Here is a 15,100-nt window from a genome sequence, read left to right on the forward strand (position 1 = left end):
AGGATTGACTAATGTCGCGTATCGGTAAAAACCCGATTGCCATCCCGTCCGGCGTCACCACGACGATCGACGGCCAGAACATCGAGGTCAAGGGCCCGAAGGGCACCCTGTCTTTCGAGGTCCCGGCCCCGATCTCCGTTGCCGTTGAGGAGAACGAGATCCTCGTTACTCGTCCGGATGACAACCGCAAGAACCGTGCACTCCACGGTCTGTCCCGTTCTCTCGTCAACAACCTGGTTGTCGGCGTGACCGAGGGCTACACCATCAAGATGGAGATCTTCGGCGTGGGCTACCGCGTCCAGGCTAAGGGCAAGAACCTTGAGTTCGCCCTCGGCTACTCCCACCCGATTCTGATCGAGGCTCCGGAGGGCATCACCTTTGCGGTTGATGGCACCACCAAGTTCTCCATCGCGGGTATTGACAAGCAGCAGGTCGGGCAGATCGCCGCCAACATTCGCCGTCTGCGGAAGGACGACCCCTACAAGGGCAAGGGCATCCGCTACGAAGGCGAGCAGGTCCGCCGCAAGGTCGGAAAGACGGGTAAGTAAGCATGAGCAACACTGCAGAGAACTCCAAGCGCACCCCGGTTGGCAAGGACATTTCGTCCCGCCGCCGCGAGGCCCGCGCACGCCGTCACTTCCGCATCCGCAAGACCCTCCGTGGCACCCCCGAGGCGCCGCGTCTGGTCGTGCACCGCACCTCCCGTCACCTGCACGTGCAGGTGATCGACGACAATGCCGGTCACACCCTGGTCGCCGCCTCCACCATGGAGCCGGACGTTCGCACCGTTGAGGGCGACAAGAAGGCCAAGGGCGCCAAGGTCGGTCAGCTCATCGCTGAGCGCGCCAAGGCCGCTGGCATCGAGACGGTCGTGTTCGACCGTGCGGGTTACAAGTACCACGGCCGCATTGCCGCTCTGGCTGATGCCGCACGTGAAGGTGGTCTGAAGTTCTAATGATCACCGACTCCATGAACATCAACGGAAGGATCGCGTAATGCCGGGACGTGAACGGCGTGACGGCGGACGCTCCGCCGACGACAACAGCAACAACAACAAGAATGATCGCCGCGGCGGACGTCGCGACGATCGTCGTAACCAGCAGCAGGACGAGCGCAGCCAGTACCTGGAGCGCGTTGTCACCATCAACCGCGTGTCCAAGGTCGTCAAGGGTGGTCGTCGCTTCAGCTTCACCGCTCTCGTGATCGTGGGCGACGGCCAGGGCATGGTCGGCGTTGGCTACGGCAAGGCTAAGGAAGTTCCGGCTGCGATCCAGAAGGGTGCTGAAGAGGCTCGTAAGAACTTCTTCCGCGTCCCGATGGTCGGCGGCACCATCACCCACCCGGTTCAGGGTGAGGCTGCAGCGGGCATCGTGATGCTCCGCCCGGCTGCACCGGGTACCGGTGTAATCGCTGGTGGCGCTGCCCGCCCGGTGCTTGAGTGCGCTGGCGTTCAGGACATCCTGTCGAAGTCTCTCGGCTCCGACAACGCCATCAACGTCGTCCACGCCACCGTGGACGGCCTGAAGCAGCTGGTTCGCCCCGAAGAGGTCGCCGCACGCCGCGGCAAGACCCTCGAGGAGGTCGCTCCGGCTCGTATGCTGCGCGCCCGCGCAGGTCAGGAGGCGTAAATTATGGCTCTGAAGATCACCCAGATCAAGGGACTGGTTGGCACCAAGCCGAAGCAGCGTGAGAACATGCAGTCTCTCGGACTTCGCCGCATCCGCCACTCCGTGGTTCGCCCCGACACCCCCGCGGTGCGTGGCATGATCCACGTCGTGCGCCACCTGGTCACCGTCGAAGAAGTGGCAGGGGAGTAGTAACACATGAGCGAAATTATTAAGCTCCACGACCTGCGTCCGGCAAAGGGCGCAAACACGCCGAAGACCCGCGTTGGCCGCGGCGAGGCTTCCAAGGGTAAGACCGCTGGTCGCGGTACCAAGGGCACCAAGGCTCGCAAGCAGGTTTCGGCCGCTTTCGAGGGTGGCCAGATGCCGCTGCACATGCGTCTGCCGAAGCTCAAGGGCTTCAAAAACCCGAACAAGGTCTACTTCCAGGTTGTTAACGTTTCCGACCTGGAGAAGGCTTTCCCGCAGGGCGGCGACGTCACTGTTGCCGACATCGTTGCAGCGGGCCTCGTGCGCCCGAAGCAGCCGGTGAAGGTTCTGGGCAACGGCGACCTCGGCGTCAAGCTGAACGTCACCGCTGCCAAGTTCTCCAAGTCCGCCGTCGAGAAGATCGAGGCTGCCGGAGGCACCGTCACCGAGGCTTAAGCCCTCGTTGACTTGGCCGTTGAGGTCAGGAACTACTGCCCCATTCCGCTGTGCGGAATGGGGCAGTAGTTTTTATGGCGGTGACCTTTGTGTGTAAGAGCCCTGCGCCCACTTTTGTTACACAGCGGCCTGAGCGCCTTCATCCTCGCCAACGCGCCAGGCTTGACGTGTACCCCCTCTGCGCAGGCCGTGGCAACGTCCGGGGCTTTTGCGCGGTCCGTGCATACTGGCTCCCACAAAACCCTGATCGTCCGCGCCTATGCGCCGACCGCAAGGTCACCTTCTGCGTGCTCGACTATGGCAGCAGCAACTTCCTCCGGAGTGCCACTAACACCGTGCTTATCGACGCCGCCCCCGTCATCCGGGAGATGGCAGAGGCCTACCCACCCTTGACTATCCGCGAGAGCTTCCGTCTTCAATACCTCCGACGAAGGCTAGAAGTAGCTCGACCGCGCCAACGTGCTCGCCGAGCGCGACACTGTACCCGACTTCACTTTCGTGGGGGTCAACAAGTTCAAGGCCGACGGCAGCCGGCAAACGCTGGACATGCCGTCTACATCGGATTTGGGGAATTCTTCGAGACAAACGGTGGCTGTTCGGCTGGTTGTTCCGGTTCTAAAGGTCATATAATCGCCCCACGTCCGAGACCGGCCGCCAACACACTGGTAGGCTGATCAAGTCAATTGTGTCAAACCCTCGCGTGCCCTGATCGTTCGTGGTCAGGGATGTGGGGCCAGGAGGCTTAGTGTCCGCCATTATCCAGGCATTCAAGGATATCGATCTGCGCAAGAAGATTATCTTCACTGTGCTGATGGTCATCCTGTACCGCATCGGTGCGCAGATTCCCTCTCCGGGAGTGGATTATGCATCGATCAGCGGGCGGCTGCGCGAACTGACGCAGGAGCAGGGCAGCGTGTACTCGCTAATCAACCTGTTCTCCGGTGGTGCGCTGTTGCAGCTGTCGATCTTCGCCATCGGCATCATGCCGTACATCACGGCATCCATTATCGTGCAGCTCCTTACTGTCGTCATTCCTCACTTCGAGGAGTTGAAAAAGGAGGGCCAGTCCGGCCAGACGAAGATGACGCAATACACGCGTTACCTAACGTTGGCGCTGGCGTTGCTGCAGTCCTCGGGCATCGTCGCCCTGGCGGATCGTGAGCAGCTGCTAGGTCAGGGAATCCAAGTCCTCGTCGCTGACCGCAGCCTCTGGGACCTCATTATCTTGGTCACGGTGATGACTTCGGGTGCCATGCTCGTCATGTGGCTCGGCGAGCTCATCACCGAGAAGGGCGTGGGCAACGGCATGTCCCTGCTCATCTTCGCCGGCATTGCTACTCGCCTGCCTACCGACGGCGCGAGCATTCTGCAGACTTCGGGCGGCGTCGTGTTCGCCCTGGTGCTCGCTGCTGTCATTCTCTTGGTCATCGGCGTCGTGTTCGTCGAGCAGGGTCAGCGCCGCATCCCGGTGCAGTACGCCAAACGAATGGTGGGGCGCCGCCAGTATGGTGGCACGTCGACCTACCTTCCGCTGAAGGTCAACCAGGCCGGCGTTATCCCGGTCATCTTCGCTTCCTCGCTGATCTACATGCCGGTGCTCATCACGGAAATCGTGAACTCCGGTTCGGTGGCTCCGGCGGATAACTGGTGGCAGCGCAATGTGATTGCTCACTTGATGACGCCGTCTTCGTGGCAGTACATTGTCTTGTACTTCATCTTGATCATCTTCTTCTCCTACTTCTACGTCTCAGTGCAGTACGACCCGAACGATCAGGCGGAGAACATGAAGAAGTACGGTGGATTTATCCCGGGCATCCGTCCGGGACGACCCACCGCCGAGTATCTCGGCTATGTGATGAATCGCCTGCTTTTCGTCGGTGCCGCCTACCTGGGAATTATCGCCGTCCTGCCGAACATTGCGCTCGACCTCGGCGTCGGTCAAACCAGCGCAGGAATGACGGCATTTGGCGGTACGGCCATCCTCATTATGGTGTCTGTCGCCCTGACCACTGTGAAGCAGATTGAATCCCAGCTTCTCCAAAGCAACTACGAAGGACTGCTCAAATGAGACTTGTACTCCTCGGACCCCCCGGTGCGGGCAAAGGCACCCAGGCCGCTCTCCTCTCCGAGAAGCTGGGCGTGCCCCACATCTCCACCGGCGATCTGTTCCGCGCGAATATTGGCGAAGGCACCCCACTGGGGGTAGAGGCCAAGAGCTATATGGATGCCGGCAAGCTCGTGCCGACCGACGTGACCGCTCGCATGGTGGAGTCACGCCTCGCAGAGTCGGATGCCGCTAACGGTTTCCTCCTCGATGGCTTCCCGCGCACGGTCGAGCAGGCTGACATTCTCGCCGAGCTGCTTGAGCGTCATGGCCAGAAGCTCGACGGGGTGTTGAACTTCCAGGTTGCGGAGGACGTCGTGGTTGAGCGCATGCTCTCTCGTGGTCGCGCCGATGACAACGAGGAGACGATCCGCACTCGCCTTGGCGTCTATCGCGATGAAACTGCCCCGCTGATTGATCACTACGGCGAGGAGATCATCAATATCGAGGCTGAGGGTGAGGTCGAGGAGATTAACGCTCGCGCCCTGGAAGCCCTAGGCAAGTAAGTACGACTCGCTGCCCAAGGTGGGGGCCGCTTTCCTTTCAGTGTCACGCTCACTGAGGGGGAGTGGCCCCTTTCCCTGTGGGCCCAAAGTTTTAAGGAGATAGGCAATGGGATTCCGCAAGAAGAGCAAGGCCATTGTGGCTCGCACGGCCGGTGAACTCGATGCCATGCAGGCGGCCGGGGAAATCGTGGCTGCCACTCTGCAGGCCGTGAAGGCGGCGGCGAAGCCGGGGGTGAGTACTTTCGAGCTGGACCAAGTTGCTGAGGCTACTATCCGCGATGCCGGTGCCGTGCCCACTTTCCTGGGGTACAACGGCTTTAGTGGTTCGATCTGTACCTCCCTCAATGAGGTTATTGTTCATGGAATCCCGAACAAGAAGGACATCCTCAAGGAAGGTGACCTGGTCTCCATTGATTGTGGAGCCACCCTCGATGGCTGGATCGGGGATTCGGCCTGGTCTTTCGGAGTGGGTGAGGTTGACGGGGACGTCGATAAGCTCAATCAAGCCACGGAGTGGGTACTCATGGAGGGGATCAAGGCTATGCTCCCCGGCAATCGGCTCACGGATGTCTCCCACGCGCTCGAGCTGGCGACCCGGCAGGCGGAAAAGAAGTTCGGGGTGCAGCTCGGCATCGTTGACGGCTACGGCGGGCACGGGATCGGGCGCCACCTGCATGAGGAACCGTACCTAGCCAATGAGGGCCGGGCGGGCCGCGGCCCGCTCATCCAGGAGGGGTCGGTATTGGCGATCGAGCCGATGCTCACTCTCGGAACTATTGAATCCGAAGTGCTCGATGATGACTGGACAGTGGTCACCCTCGATGGCTCTTTTTCTTCGCATTGGGAGCATACGGTGGCGGCGACGGGCGCTGGACCGCGCATTCTCACGCCACGCAAGTGACAGGTGTGACTGGCGGTGCATATGGGGCACTACCAGGGTAAACATTGGGAAACATCAACCCCTTCGAGTCGAGAAACTACTTCGCCGTGTCATATACTCCACCCATGCGTTCCTCCCTTCGTCGCCGGATTGTCGGCGCCTTCGCCGCGGCGGCCACCGCCGCAACTTTAATCATCGCCGCTCCGGGCATTGCCTCCGCTCAGCAGCCACTGAGTGACGCCTCGTCGCAAGCAACGGACGGTGCGCGTGACGCCGCCTGGAACGCTCGCAATGGCATCCACCAAGGGGTGAACGGGCTGCCGCCAGAGGCGGCCGACGCCATCCGCGGCGGCGTCGATAATGCCGTGAATGGTGTCTTCCCCGGTCTCATCGATGAGCGAACCGCTCCCGCGCCCGCTCCGGTCGCTGCGCCCGCGCCCGCCCCGGTGCCCTCCTTTGACTACGGATCATGTCCGAAGGACGCTAAGGCCTGCATCGACCTCAATGGCCGCCGCACCTGGCTGCAACGTGACGGACAGGTCTACTACGGCGACGTCTTTCACGGGCCGGGCCGCATTGGCTACGAAACCCCGCGTGGCACCTTCTATGTCAACCGCAAGGTCCGCCACGAAATCTCTCGTGAGTTCAACAACGCCCCCATGCCTTACGCGGTGTACTTCACCTACAATGGCATCGCCTTCCACCAGGGAGATCCCAATATCCTCTCCCACGGCTGCATTCGCCTCAACGAGCGGGATGCTGCCAAGTTCTTCGCTGACTTGAACATCGGCGACAAGGTTTACGTCTACTAATACTCGCTCGCGTTCGAAGCTCGATGAACCCCACCGGCGGTTTGACTACGTCGGTGGGGTTTGGTATTTCCCGCTCCAGCAGGTACAGTGTCCAGTTGGTGTGTGGGCGTTCGCCGATGCATCGTTCGTAGTTATGTAAATATGCAGGTGTCGCACTTGATTGACACCAGGAATGTGGAGGATATGGCTAAGGAAGGCGCCATCGAGGTTGAGGGTCGCATTGTCGAGCCCCTGCCGAATGCAATGTTCCGAGTCGAGCTCGACAACGGACACAAGGTTCTTGCTCACATCAGTGGGAAGATGCGCCAGCACTACATCCGTATCCTCCCCGAGGATCGCGTCGTTGTGGAGCTGTCTCCGTACGACCTGACCCGCGGTCGCATCGTTTACCGCTACAAGTAAGAACCAATCGCCTTCTCACCCCACGGCGTTCTCGAATGGTCGCTTTACTGCGACTTTGCGCGCTCACTTACCTTCGGCCACGGTGGCTGAAGCCTCGCGAATCACGATCCATCGTCCGGTCATCGGTCCGGGCAAAGCATCGCTTGGCGGGGACGGGTGGGGAGAAAACCACCGTAACAACCCGAAAGGTACTGCCACATGGCACGTCTTGCTGGTGTTGACCTCCCGCGCAACAAGCGCATGGAAGTCGCACTCACTTACATCTACGGCATCGGCCCCGCCCGTGCCACCAAGCTGCTCGAAGAGACTGGAATCTCTCCCGATCTGCGCACCGACAACCTGTCCGATGATCAGGTTGCCGCTCTCCGTGACGTCATCGAAGCCACCTGGAAGGTCGAGGGTGACCTCCGCCGCGAGGTCCAGGCTGACATCCGTCGCAAGATTGAAATCGGCTGCTACCAGGGCCTGCGCCACCGTCGTGGCCTGCCCGTTCGCGGCCAGCGCACCAAGACCAACGCTCGTACGCGTAAGGGTCCGAAGAAGACGATCGCCGGAAAGAAGAAGTAACTCATGCCTCCGAAGACACGCTCTGGCGCACGCCGCACTGGCCGTCGCGTCGTAAAGAAGAACGTGGCCCAGGGCCACGCTTACATCAAGTCCACCTTCAACAACACCATCGTGTCCATCACGGACCCGCACGGTGCTGTCATCTCTTGGGCCTCCTCCGGCCACGTCGGGTTCAAGGGCTCCCGTAAGTCCACCCCGTTCGCCGCACAGATGGCTGCTGAGTCCGCTGCCCGTAAGGCAATGGATCACGGTATGAAGAAGGTTGACGTTTTCGTCAAGGGTCCGGGCTCGGGCCGCGAGACCGCTATCCGTTCCCTCCAGGCCGCCGGCCTCGAGGTGTCCTCGATCTCCGACGTGACCCCCCAGCCGCACAACGGCTGCCGTCCGCCGAAGCGTCGCCGCGTCTAAACAGGGAAAGGAACAGTAACTTACTATGGCTCGTTATACCGGCCCCGCAACCCGTAAGTCCCGTCGCCTCCGCGTCGACCTCGTCGGCGGAGATATGGCGTTTGAGCGCCGCCCCTACCCGCCCGGGCAGGCTGGCCGTGCTCGCATCAAGGAGTCTGAGTACCTCCTGCAGCTGCAGGAGAAGCAGAAGGCTCGCTTCACCTACGGCGTGCTGGAGAAGCAGTTCCGCCGCTACTACGCGGAAGCTAACCGTCGTCCGGGCAAGACCGGCGAGAACCTGTTGGTTCTCCTCGAGTCCCGCCTTGACAACGTGATCTACCGCGCAGGTCTGGCTCGCACCCGCCGCCAGGCCCGCCAGCTGGTTTCTCACGGTCACTTCACCGTGAACGGCAAGAAGGTCAACGTCCCGTCCTTCCAGGTGTCCCAGTACGACATCATTGACGTTCGCGACAAGTCCCGGAAGATGATCTGGTTCGAAGAGGCTCAGGACAACCTCATCGACGCCATCGTCCCGGCCTGGCTGCAGGTCGTTCCGACCACCCTGCGCATCCTCGTGCACCAGTTGCCCGAGCGCGCTCAGATCGACGTTCCGCTGCAGGAGCAGCTCATCGTCGAGCTTTACTCGAAGTAATACTTCCGACGACCGGCTTGCCGCCGGTCAGCGGGAATCTTCACCCTCATCACCATCCCTTTTTCCAACGGCGTCAAATAGCGGACGCCGACAAAGGAGAGTTTCATGCTTATTTCCCAGCGTCCCACGCTCACCGAGGAGTTCATCGACTCCGCACGTTCCCGGTTCGTCATCGAGCCGCTGGAGCCGGGTTTCGGCTACACCCTCGGTAACTCGCTGCGTCGTACCCTGCTGTCGTCCATCCCGGGCGCTGCTGTGACCTCCGTCAAGTTCGAGGGTGTGCTCCACGAGTTCACCACGATCAACGGGGTCAAGGAGGATGTCTCTGAGATCATCCTCAACATCAAGGGTCTGGTCCTGTCCTCTGACTCCGACGAGCCGGTGGTCATGTACCTGAGCAAGGAAGGCCCGGGAGCAGTCACCGCCGGCGACATTCAGCCGCCGGCTGGTGTGGAGATCCACAACCCGGATCTGCACATCGCGACTCTCAATGAGCATGCCAAGCTCGACATCGAACTCATTGTGGAGCGTGGCCGCGGCTACGTTCCGGCTGCCACCACTGCTGGTGGAGGAGACATCGGCCGCATCCCGGTCGACCAGATCTACTCCCCGGTGCTCAAGGTCAGCTACAAGGTCGAGGCGACTCGTGTTGAGCAGCGCACCGACTTTGACAAGCTTGTCATCGATGTTGAGACGAAGAACTCCATCACTGCCCGCGACGCTGTCGCTTCGGCAGGTAAGACCCTCGTCGAGCTCTTCGGCCTCGCCCGTGAGCTCAACACCGCCGCTGAAGGCATCGAGATCGGCCCCTCCCCGCAGGAGACCGAGTACATCGCTGCTTACGGCATGCCGATCGAGGACTTGAACTTCTCTGTTCGTTCGTACAACTGCCTGAAGCGTCAGGAGATCCACACCGTCGGTGAGCTCGCAGAGTGCACCGAGTCGGACCTGCTGGATATCCGCAACTTCGGCCAGAAGTCCATCAACGAAGTGAAGATCAAGCTCGCTGGCTTGGGTCTGACTTTGAAGGATGCCCCTGAGGATTTCGATCCCTCCACCCTGGAGGGCTACGACGCTGAGACCGGCGATTTCGTCGACAACGACGCGGAAGATTCTGAGTAAAGCGCCCGTTCGCGCTCACCACATACGTAATCGAGGAGTACTCACATGCCTACCCCTAAGAAGGGCGCCCGTCTCGGCGGCTCCGCGCAGCACCAGAAGAAGATTCTGTCTAACCTCGCTGCTCAGCTGTTCGAGCACGGCGCAATCAAGACCACTGACGCCAAGGCCAAGGTCCTGCGTCCCTACGTGGAGAAGCTGATCACCAAGGCCAAGGACGGCTCTGTTGCCGCCCGTCGCCAGGTGCTTGCTGATGTCCCGCAGAAGGACGTCGTGGCTTACCTCTTCAACGAGCTGGCCCCGAAGTTTGAGAACCGTGAGGGTGGCTACACCCGCATCATCAAGCTTGAGAACCGCTCCGGCGACAACGCCCCGATGTCTCAGATCTCCCTCGTTCTCGAGGAGACCGTGAGCAGCGAGGCTTCCCGTGCCACCCGCGCAGCCGCTTCCAAGCAGGCTGCTGAGGAGGAGGCTCCCGTCGAGGAGACCACCACCGAAGAGGTCACCGAAGAGGCTGAGGTCGAGGAGAAGTAATTCCCTCGCTCTGAGCAGCGCCCTTTCCGCCCCGGCGGGAGGGGCGCTTTTCACATCTTCTGGCAAGCGTCCTTGGCCGGGGTAGGATGGAAAGCGCCAGGTTAGAACCCAAAAATCTAGGAAGGCCGTCATGAAAACCAACGAATCCGGCGTCGATCGCGGCATCCGCGCCGCCCTTGCCGTCGTCGCTCTCATACTCGCGTTCACCGTCTTGAAGCCCAGTTCTTTCCTTGGGATTCTCCTAATTATTGTGGCCATTATCCTGGGCGCTACCGCCGCTGTCGGTTTCTGCCCGCTCTACCGGGTCTTCGGTATCAGCACCTGTAAAACCAACCGCTAGTCCGGGGGCGGTATCCTCTTGATCACCATGGATACCGCCACGACTCGCCTGCGCTTCGACCTCGCCTACGACGGCACCGACTTCCACGGCTGGGCCCGGCAGCAGCCACAGAATGGCGCTGAGCTTCGCACGGTCCAGGGGGTGGTGGAGGATGCGCTGTCGCGCATCTTGCGTATCGACGCCGCCCTCACCGTCGCTGGTCGCACCGATGCGGGTGTCCACGCTGCCGGGCAGGTAGCCCACCTTGATGTGCCCCTGAGCAGCCTTGATCAGCGTTCCATTGACGGTGACCCGGCCCGTCTCGTGCGCCGCTTGGGGCGAATGCTGCCGGAGGATGTCCGGGTGCACGGGTGTCAGTTTGCCCCCGAGGGATTTGATGCCCGTTTTTCCGCTCTTCGTCGGCACTATGTTTATCGGGTCACCACCCATCCGCGGGGGGCATTGCCCACGCGCTCGCGAGACACCGCCGTGTGGCCAAAGGGCGTGAACCTAGACACCATGCAGGACACGGCAGATTTCCTCGTGGGCCTGCACGACTTCGCCGCCTTTTGCAAAGCCAAGCCCCACGCGACGACCGTGCGTGACTTACAAGAGTTCACCTGGCGCGATGTCTCCACCTCGTGGGAGCCGCAGCTCTATGAAGCGCACGTCACGGCAGACGCCTTTTGTTGGTCGATGGTGCGCTCACTGGTGGGCACGTGCTTGGCGGTGGGGGAGGGGCGTAGAGAAGCAGCTTTTGCCAGCGAATTGCTGGCCGAGTCCGCTCGTTCCTCCCGGGTGCCGGTGGCGGCGGCGAAGGGGCTGAGCCTGGTGGGAGTTGACTACCCGGATGACGCCGAGCTGGCGGCGCGGGCGGCGGTGACCCGGGATCGTCGCAAAGCTCTCTGACAGGCGAGCCAGATAGGTGATGTCGGGTCCGTTCGTTACACTTTGTTGTGTCATATGGCCGAAGCCATGCCTAACCCAGGGAGCAAAGGCGGTCGAGGGTGGAGCTGTACCAGGTGGTACTCATCGCGTTCGTGTTTTACACGGCGCCGGGTGCCCTGCTGGGCTGGGTTTCCGGACTCAAGCTGCCATGGGCGCTGGCTTCCTCCGTGCCGGTCACCTTCGGCACCATCGGCCTGGCGGCGTGGATGCTCGGCCAGTGGGACAAACGGTTTGATGTTGGTTCCTACTTCTTGGTCTTCCTTGGCTTTATTGCCTTAGCGGTCCTGTGGCGCGTGGGTTTCCTCCTCGTCCAACGCCGCACGCGGGATGCAGACGTGTCTGTGAAGCAGCGCTTGCTCATCTCCAGCCGTGAAGGGGGCATCCTCGACCCCCGATGGATCCTGCCGGCTGCGGGTGCATTGACGGGCATGTACCTGTTCTTCCGGCGCGGCTTCGACTTCTTCGATGAGGTGCCTCACCAGCTGGAGAACATTCCGCAGGGCTGGGATGTGCACTGGCACGGGGCGATGATCCGCTGGATCATGAATGACGGGATAGCCGACCCCACTCGCATGGGCGAGTTGCGCAACTTGGAAACCGGGGCCAATCTCTATTACCCCTCGGGGTGGCACGCGGGAGCGGCGCTGGCCGGCGAGCTGGCTAACCTCACTCCAATCGCAGCGCTGAACGTAGCCAACGTCATCATTCCGGGTATTCTCCTGCCGCTGTCGGTGGCAATGATCGCGTGGAAGATGGTGGGCAACCGCGGCCTCACGGCGCAGCTCGGCGCGGGCCTGGGCGCCGTCGGCGTGTTCGCCTCCCCGGTCCTGTATTGGATTGGTACCTACGTCGGCGCGTGGCCCTATCTGGCGGCTGTGGTTGCCTCCGGTATCGTCCTCGCCCTATTCATGCACGTCCCCTACCGGCCCCAGGCGGCGTTCGCGGCCGCCCTGGCGCTCGGCGGCATGGTTCAGATGCACCCGGCGGCTGTCACCATCGTCATCGTGGGCCTCGCGCTATGGTGGCTGCTCTACCTCGTGTGGGTGCCTTCCCGCCGCATGGAAACAGCGCTCGGGCGCGTACTTATCCGTCTGAAGGATATTGGTTGGCTGGCGCTGGCCGGGGGCGTTGGCACGGTCGTGCTGTTGCCGCAGTTGCTATCGGGCTCGGATTCTACGGAGGAAGTGGCTGCCTTCACCGCGACGGAGAATGTCACCCGGGGCGAATCCTGGGTCCGCTCGTTCCTCATGCAGACTCGACACACGGACATGTTCCCCGATTTTGATGTCCGGACGTTGCTCATCGCAGCCGGCATCGGTGCCGTGGTCTTGGTGTTCTGGCGCCGTAACTTCTGGGCCCCCGTCTTCTATGTGCTCTCGGTGTGGATGACCGCCAACGCACTCATGCCCTTCGGCGAGCCCTGGGGCGACTGGCTCGGAACAATCGGCAATCTCCACTACGCCACGCCTCACCGCCTGGTCATGCCGGTGGCCATGTTCACTTTCGCAGCGGCAGGCATTGGCATCGCTGCGGTGATCCGCCTTATCACTTTGGGTCCGGTGAAAAAGTTCGCCCTCGGCTCGACCATCGCCTCGATCGTCCTAGGTATTGGCGCCGGAGCCGGAACCATCGCCTGGGCCACCACCGACCGGGCGATGGACGGCGCCGCTTGGGCCGCGCAGGCCCCGCGCCTAGATCAGCGCATGGTCTCGGACGTCGATCTGCGCGCCTTTGATTGGCTGGCCCAGCAACCCCACGCCTACGACGGTTTCATCATGGGCGAGCCCGCAGACGGCCACGGTTGGATGTACGCCTACAACTCACTCCCCTCGCTCAACCGCCACTACCAGTGGCCCGATGCCGCACCGGATTCGGATACGTCGATGGCGTTTTGGCACGGCAACCTTCTCGGGGTGGGCAACCACAATGACCCGGACCAGACCAACGACGTTGACACCGCCGCGAAGAACCTGGGCCTCACGTACTACTTCATCTCTCCGGGGAGTTTCTGGGACTTCCAGGTTCCCAACCTCGACCTCATTGAGGGCCTCTGGCACGCTCCCGGTGTGACACCCGTCTACCACGACGAGAACGTGTTCATCTTCGCCGTCAATCAAGCCTTCACCGATGAGCAGCTCACCCAGATGCGTCAGCCGGGCAACTCCCCGTGGCAGCTTCCCCCGCTGAAAATGGATGAAAACGGCAATCCCATTTTCCACCGCCCGACCAAGCCCGATCTCGGCGGCGACAACCCGGTGGAGGTACCCGGCGGGGCCCCTCCGGTTGAGATTCCTGCCACCCGCCCTTAAGCTTCGCCCTGAGAGGATCCGGGGGGATCCATCGAGGGGGAAATTGGCGTGAAGACGCATGTCGTGCCCACCACCCGGGCGCAAGTTTCCGGGCATAAGTTCCTGCAGCGCCGCGTCGAGCACGGGCTGGTGCTGGGCGATATCCGGATGATCCACGATCCGCTGGGGTCGCGTCGCCGCGCCCTCATGTTCGGGTTCGTGGCGGTGGTGCTCGTCAGCGTGGGGGCGGGCCTGCTCGCCTGGTTGCGGCCCGCCGCCGATCCGGGTGAGGCTCCGATCCTCCAAACCGCCGACGGCGCGCTATTCGTGCGGGTCGATGACACGGTCCATTCCGTGGCCAATCTCGCCTCCGCGCGGCTCATTGCGGGCACCCCGGCGGAGCCGGCCCGCGTCGGCGCGCAGATCCTTGCCTCCTACGATCGCGGCGCGCCCCTGGGGATCCACCCTGCCCCGCTCCTGCTTGCCGACGCCCCCGCGTCCCCAACCTGGGCCGCCTGCGCTGGCCCATCGGGGATCGACGTCCTCGCCGGAGTCGAGACCTCGCCGCTCGGCGGCCACCGCGCAGTGCTGGCCATCGGAGTGGGCAAAGAGTGGTTGCTGACAAACGACGGACGGGCCGAGCTGCCCCATCCTGACAGTCCGGACGGCAGGGTCATGCGCCGTGCCCTGGGCATCACTGCGGACACCCCGCGGTGGGAGCCAGAGGCGTTGGTCCTGGGGGCTGTCTCCGAGCTCACCCCGCTGCGCCTGCCGTCCCCGCTTCCCGATGCCGTCCTTACCGCCGAGCACCAAACCTGGGCGCGCTTCGGCGACTCGATCACACCCCTGACTGATGCCCAAGCCCGGATCTTGCGGGACATGGGTATCCCAGCCACCTCCGAGTCTCGCAGCAGCCTGGGCGACTTCGCGGACGCCCCGGTCATCGAGGGCCTGCCGAGCATCGCCCCGGTCTGGGTCGATCCCTTGGACGTGGAGGTGTGTGCTGCGGACGATGGGCAAGTCCACACCCGTCTCGCCAGCGACGACGGCGGAGTCGCGCTTTCGGGGGAGGGTATCGCTGATCGCTACTTTGGCACCGTTGGCGCAGCCATCGCCGTCGATTCCGGCCACGGCTTCCACGTCGTTGATGCCACAGGACTCCGGCACCCTGTTCCAGATGCGGCGACGTTGCTGGCCCTCGGGTTGCCGGAACCCAGCCCCGCCCCCTGGGCCATCCTCCGGTTGCTTCCCCAGGGCCCGGACCTCGACCACAGTACCGCCCTCACCGCGACGTACTAGTAGGGGAACTCTC

19 protein-coding genes are annotated in these 15,100 nt (G+C 62.4%); all 19 read left to right on the forward strand.

The features are described 5' to 3' along the window. Positions 1–11 precede the first annotated feature (11 nt). The 19 genes from rplF (at position 12) to eccB (ending at position 15,087) form a co-directional block, all read left to right on the forward strand. On the forward strand, positions 12–548 hold the full coding sequence (rplF, locus tag CATRI_RS02150; protein WP_047252343.1) for a 50S ribosomal protein L6: 537 nt from the start codon (positions 12–14) through the stop codon (positions 546–548). 2 nt (positions 549–550) lie between these two features. After that, positions 551–955, forward strand: a complete 405-nt coding sequence (gene rplR / locus CATRI_RS02155; protein WP_047252344.1) for a 50S ribosomal protein L18 — start codon at positions 551–553, stop codon at positions 953–955. Between the two features lie 40 nt (positions 956–995). Further along, positions 996–1,628 (forward strand): 30S ribosomal protein S5, encoded by a 633-nt coding sequence (gene rpsE, locus CATRI_RS02160; RefSeq protein WP_047252345.1) that lies wholly within the window; start codon positions 996–998, stop codon positions 1,626–1,628. A 3-nt stretch (positions 1,629–1,631) separates the two neighbouring features. Next, complete coding sequence (rpmD, locus tag CATRI_RS02165) at positions 1,632–1,817, forward strand: 50S ribosomal protein L30 (protein ID WP_290219274.1); 186 nt, start codon at positions 1,632–1,634, stop codon at positions 1,815–1,817. Between the two features lie 6 nt (positions 1,818–1,823). Further along, the gene (gene rplO / locus CATRI_RS02170; RefSeq protein WP_047252347.1) at positions 1,824–2,270 is read left to right on the forward strand and encodes a 50S ribosomal protein L15; all 447 of its coding nucleotides are present in this window, start codon (positions 1,824–1,826) and stop codon (positions 2,268–2,270) included. Between the two features lie 745 nt (positions 2,271–3,015). Next, positions 3,016–4,338, forward strand: a complete 1,323-nt coding sequence (gene secY, locus CATRI_RS02175; protein WP_290219277.1) for a preprotein translocase subunit SecY — start codon at positions 3,016–3,018, stop codon at positions 4,336–4,338. Then, positions 4,335–4,880, forward strand: coding sequence for an adenylate kinase (locus tag CATRI_RS02180; protein WP_290219278.1), 546 nt, complete (start codon positions 4,335–4,337; stop codon positions 4,878–4,880). Before secY ends, CATRI_RS02180 begins: the two co-directional genes overlap by 4 nt. A 106-nt stretch (positions 4,881–4,986) precedes the next feature. Beyond that, positions 4,987–5,781, forward strand: a complete 795-nt coding sequence (map, locus tag CATRI_RS02185; protein ID WP_290219280.1) for a type I methionyl aminopeptidase — start codon at positions 4,987–4,989, stop codon at positions 5,779–5,781. Between the two features lie 104 nt (positions 5,782–5,885). Then, positions 5,886–6,572: a L,D-transpeptidase gene (locus CATRI_RS02190; protein WP_290219282.1), complete on the forward strand. Its 687-nt coding sequence runs from the start codon at positions 5,886–5,888 to the stop codon at positions 6,570–6,572. A 183-nt stretch (positions 6,573–6,755) separates the two neighbouring features. Then, positions 6,756–6,974 (forward strand): translation initiation factor IF-1, encoded by a 219-nt coding sequence (infA, locus tag CATRI_RS02195; protein WP_003854422.1) that lies wholly within the window; start codon positions 6,756–6,758, stop codon positions 6,972–6,974. A 198-nt stretch (positions 6,975–7,172) separates the two neighbouring features. Continuing rightward, a complete protein-coding gene (gene rpsM / locus CATRI_RS02200) occupies positions 7,173–7,541 on the forward strand; it encodes a 30S ribosomal protein S13 (protein WP_290219284.1) in 369 nt (122 codons plus the stop codon). Positions 7,542–7,544: 3 nt separating this feature from the next. Then, the gene (gene rpsK / locus CATRI_RS02205) at positions 7,545–7,949 is read left to right on the forward strand and encodes a 30S ribosomal protein S11 (RefSeq protein WP_047252354.1); all 405 of its coding nucleotides are present in this window, start codon (positions 7,545–7,547) and stop codon (positions 7,947–7,949) included. 25 nt (positions 7,950–7,974) lie between these two features. Then, positions 7,975–8,580, forward strand: a complete 606-nt coding sequence (gene rpsD, locus CATRI_RS02210) for a 30S ribosomal protein S4 (RefSeq protein WP_290219288.1) — start codon at positions 7,975–7,977, stop codon at positions 8,578–8,580. Positions 8,581–8,685: 105 nt separating this feature from the next. Beyond that, positions 8,686–9,702 (forward strand): DNA-directed RNA polymerase subunit alpha, encoded by a 1,017-nt coding sequence (locus CATRI_RS02215; protein ID WP_047252356.1) that lies wholly within the window; start codon positions 8,686–8,688, stop codon positions 9,700–9,702. A gap of 45 nt (positions 9,703–9,747) precedes the next feature. Beyond that, entirely contained in the window at positions 9,748–10,233 is a 486-nt protein-coding gene (gene rplQ / locus CATRI_RS02220; protein WP_290219292.1) for a 50S ribosomal protein L17, read from the forward strand. Between the two features lie 130 nt (positions 10,234–10,363). Then, positions 10,364–10,573 carry a YgaP family membrane protein gene (locus CATRI_RS02225; protein ID WP_290219294.1) on the forward strand — a complete coding sequence of 70 codons (210 nt, stop codon included), beginning with the start codon at positions 10,364–10,366 and terminating at the stop codon, positions 10,571–10,573. Between the two features lie 27 nt (positions 10,574–10,600). Then, the gene (gene truA / locus CATRI_RS02230) at positions 10,601–11,461 is read left to right on the forward strand and encodes a tRNA pseudouridine(38-40) synthase TruA (protein WP_290219296.1); all 861 of its coding nucleotides are present in this window, start codon (positions 10,601–10,603) and stop codon (positions 11,459–11,461) included. 98 nt (positions 11,462–11,559) lie between these two features. Beyond that, entirely contained in the window at positions 11,560–13,809 is a 2,250-nt protein-coding gene (locus CATRI_RS02235; protein ID WP_290219298.1) for a DUF6541 family protein, read from the forward strand. 48 nt (positions 13,810–13,857) lie between these two features. Next, positions 13,858–15,087, forward strand: coding sequence for a type VII secretion protein EccB (eccB, locus tag CATRI_RS02240; protein ID WP_290219300.1), 1,230 nt, complete (start codon positions 13,858–13,860; stop codon positions 15,085–15,087). Positions 15,088–15,100 lie beyond the last annotated feature (13 nt).

Source organism: Corynebacterium atrinae (assembly GCF_030408455.1).
GTDB classification, from domain to species: Bacteria; Actinomycetota; Actinomycetes; order Mycobacteriales; family Mycobacteriaceae; genus Corynebacterium; species Corynebacterium atrinae.

Bases quoted from the DNA above. Each gene is read 5' to 3' on its own strand.
- rplF (WP_047252343.1), top strand. From the start codon at position 12: ATGTCGCGTATCGGTAAAAACCCGATTGCCATCCCGTCCGGCGTCACC.
- rplR (WP_047252344.1), top strand. From the start codon at position 551: ATGAGCAACACTGCAGAGAACTCCAAGCGCACCCCGGTTGGCAAGGAC.
- rpsE (WP_047252345.1), top strand. From the start codon at position 996: ATGCCGGGACGTGAACGGCGTGACGGCGGACGCTCCGCCGACGACAAC.
- rpmD (WP_290219274.1), top strand. From the start codon at position 1,632: ATGGCTCTGAAGATCACCCAGATCAAGGGACTGGTTGGCACCAAGCCG.
- rplO (WP_047252347.1), top strand. From the start codon at position 1,824: ATGAGCGAAATTATTAAGCTCCACGACCTGCGTCCGGCAAAGGGCGCA.
- CATRI_RS02180 (WP_290219278.1), top strand. From the start codon at position 4,335: ATGAGACTTGTACTCCTCGGACCCCCCGGTGCGGGCAAAGGCACCCAG.
- map (WP_290219280.1), top strand. From the start codon at position 4,987: ATGGGATTCCGCAAGAAGAGCAAGGCCATTGTGGCTCGCACGGCCGGT.
- CATRI_RS02190 (WP_290219282.1), top strand. From the start codon at position 5,886: ATGCGTTCCTCCCTTCGTCGCCGGATTGTCGGCGCCTTCGCCGCGGCG.
- infA (WP_003854422.1), top strand. From the start codon at position 6,756: ATGGCTAAGGAAGGCGCCATCGAGGTTGAGGGTCGCATTGTCGAGCCC.
- rpsM (WP_290219284.1), top strand. From the start codon at position 7,173: ATGGCACGTCTTGCTGGTGTTGACCTCCCGCGCAACAAGCGCATGGAA.
- rpsK (WP_047252354.1), top strand. From the start codon at position 7,545: ATGCCTCCGAAGACACGCTCTGGCGCACGCCGCACTGGCCGTCGCGTC.
- rpsD (WP_290219288.1), top strand. From the start codon at position 7,975: ATGGCTCGTTATACCGGCCCCGCAACCCGTAAGTCCCGTCGCCTCCGC.
- CATRI_RS02215 (WP_047252356.1), top strand. From the start codon at position 8,686: ATGCTTATTTCCCAGCGTCCCACGCTCACCGAGGAGTTCATCGACTCC.
- rplQ (WP_290219292.1), top strand. From the start codon at position 9,748: ATGCCTACCCCTAAGAAGGGCGCCCGTCTCGGCGGCTCCGCGCAGCAC.
- CATRI_RS02225 (WP_290219294.1), top strand. From the start codon at position 10,364: ATGAAAACCAACGAATCCGGCGTCGATCGCGGCATCCGCGCCGCCCTT.
- truA (WP_290219296.1), top strand. From the start codon at position 10,601: ATGGATACCGCCACGACTCGCCTGCGCTTCGACCTCGCCTACGACGGC.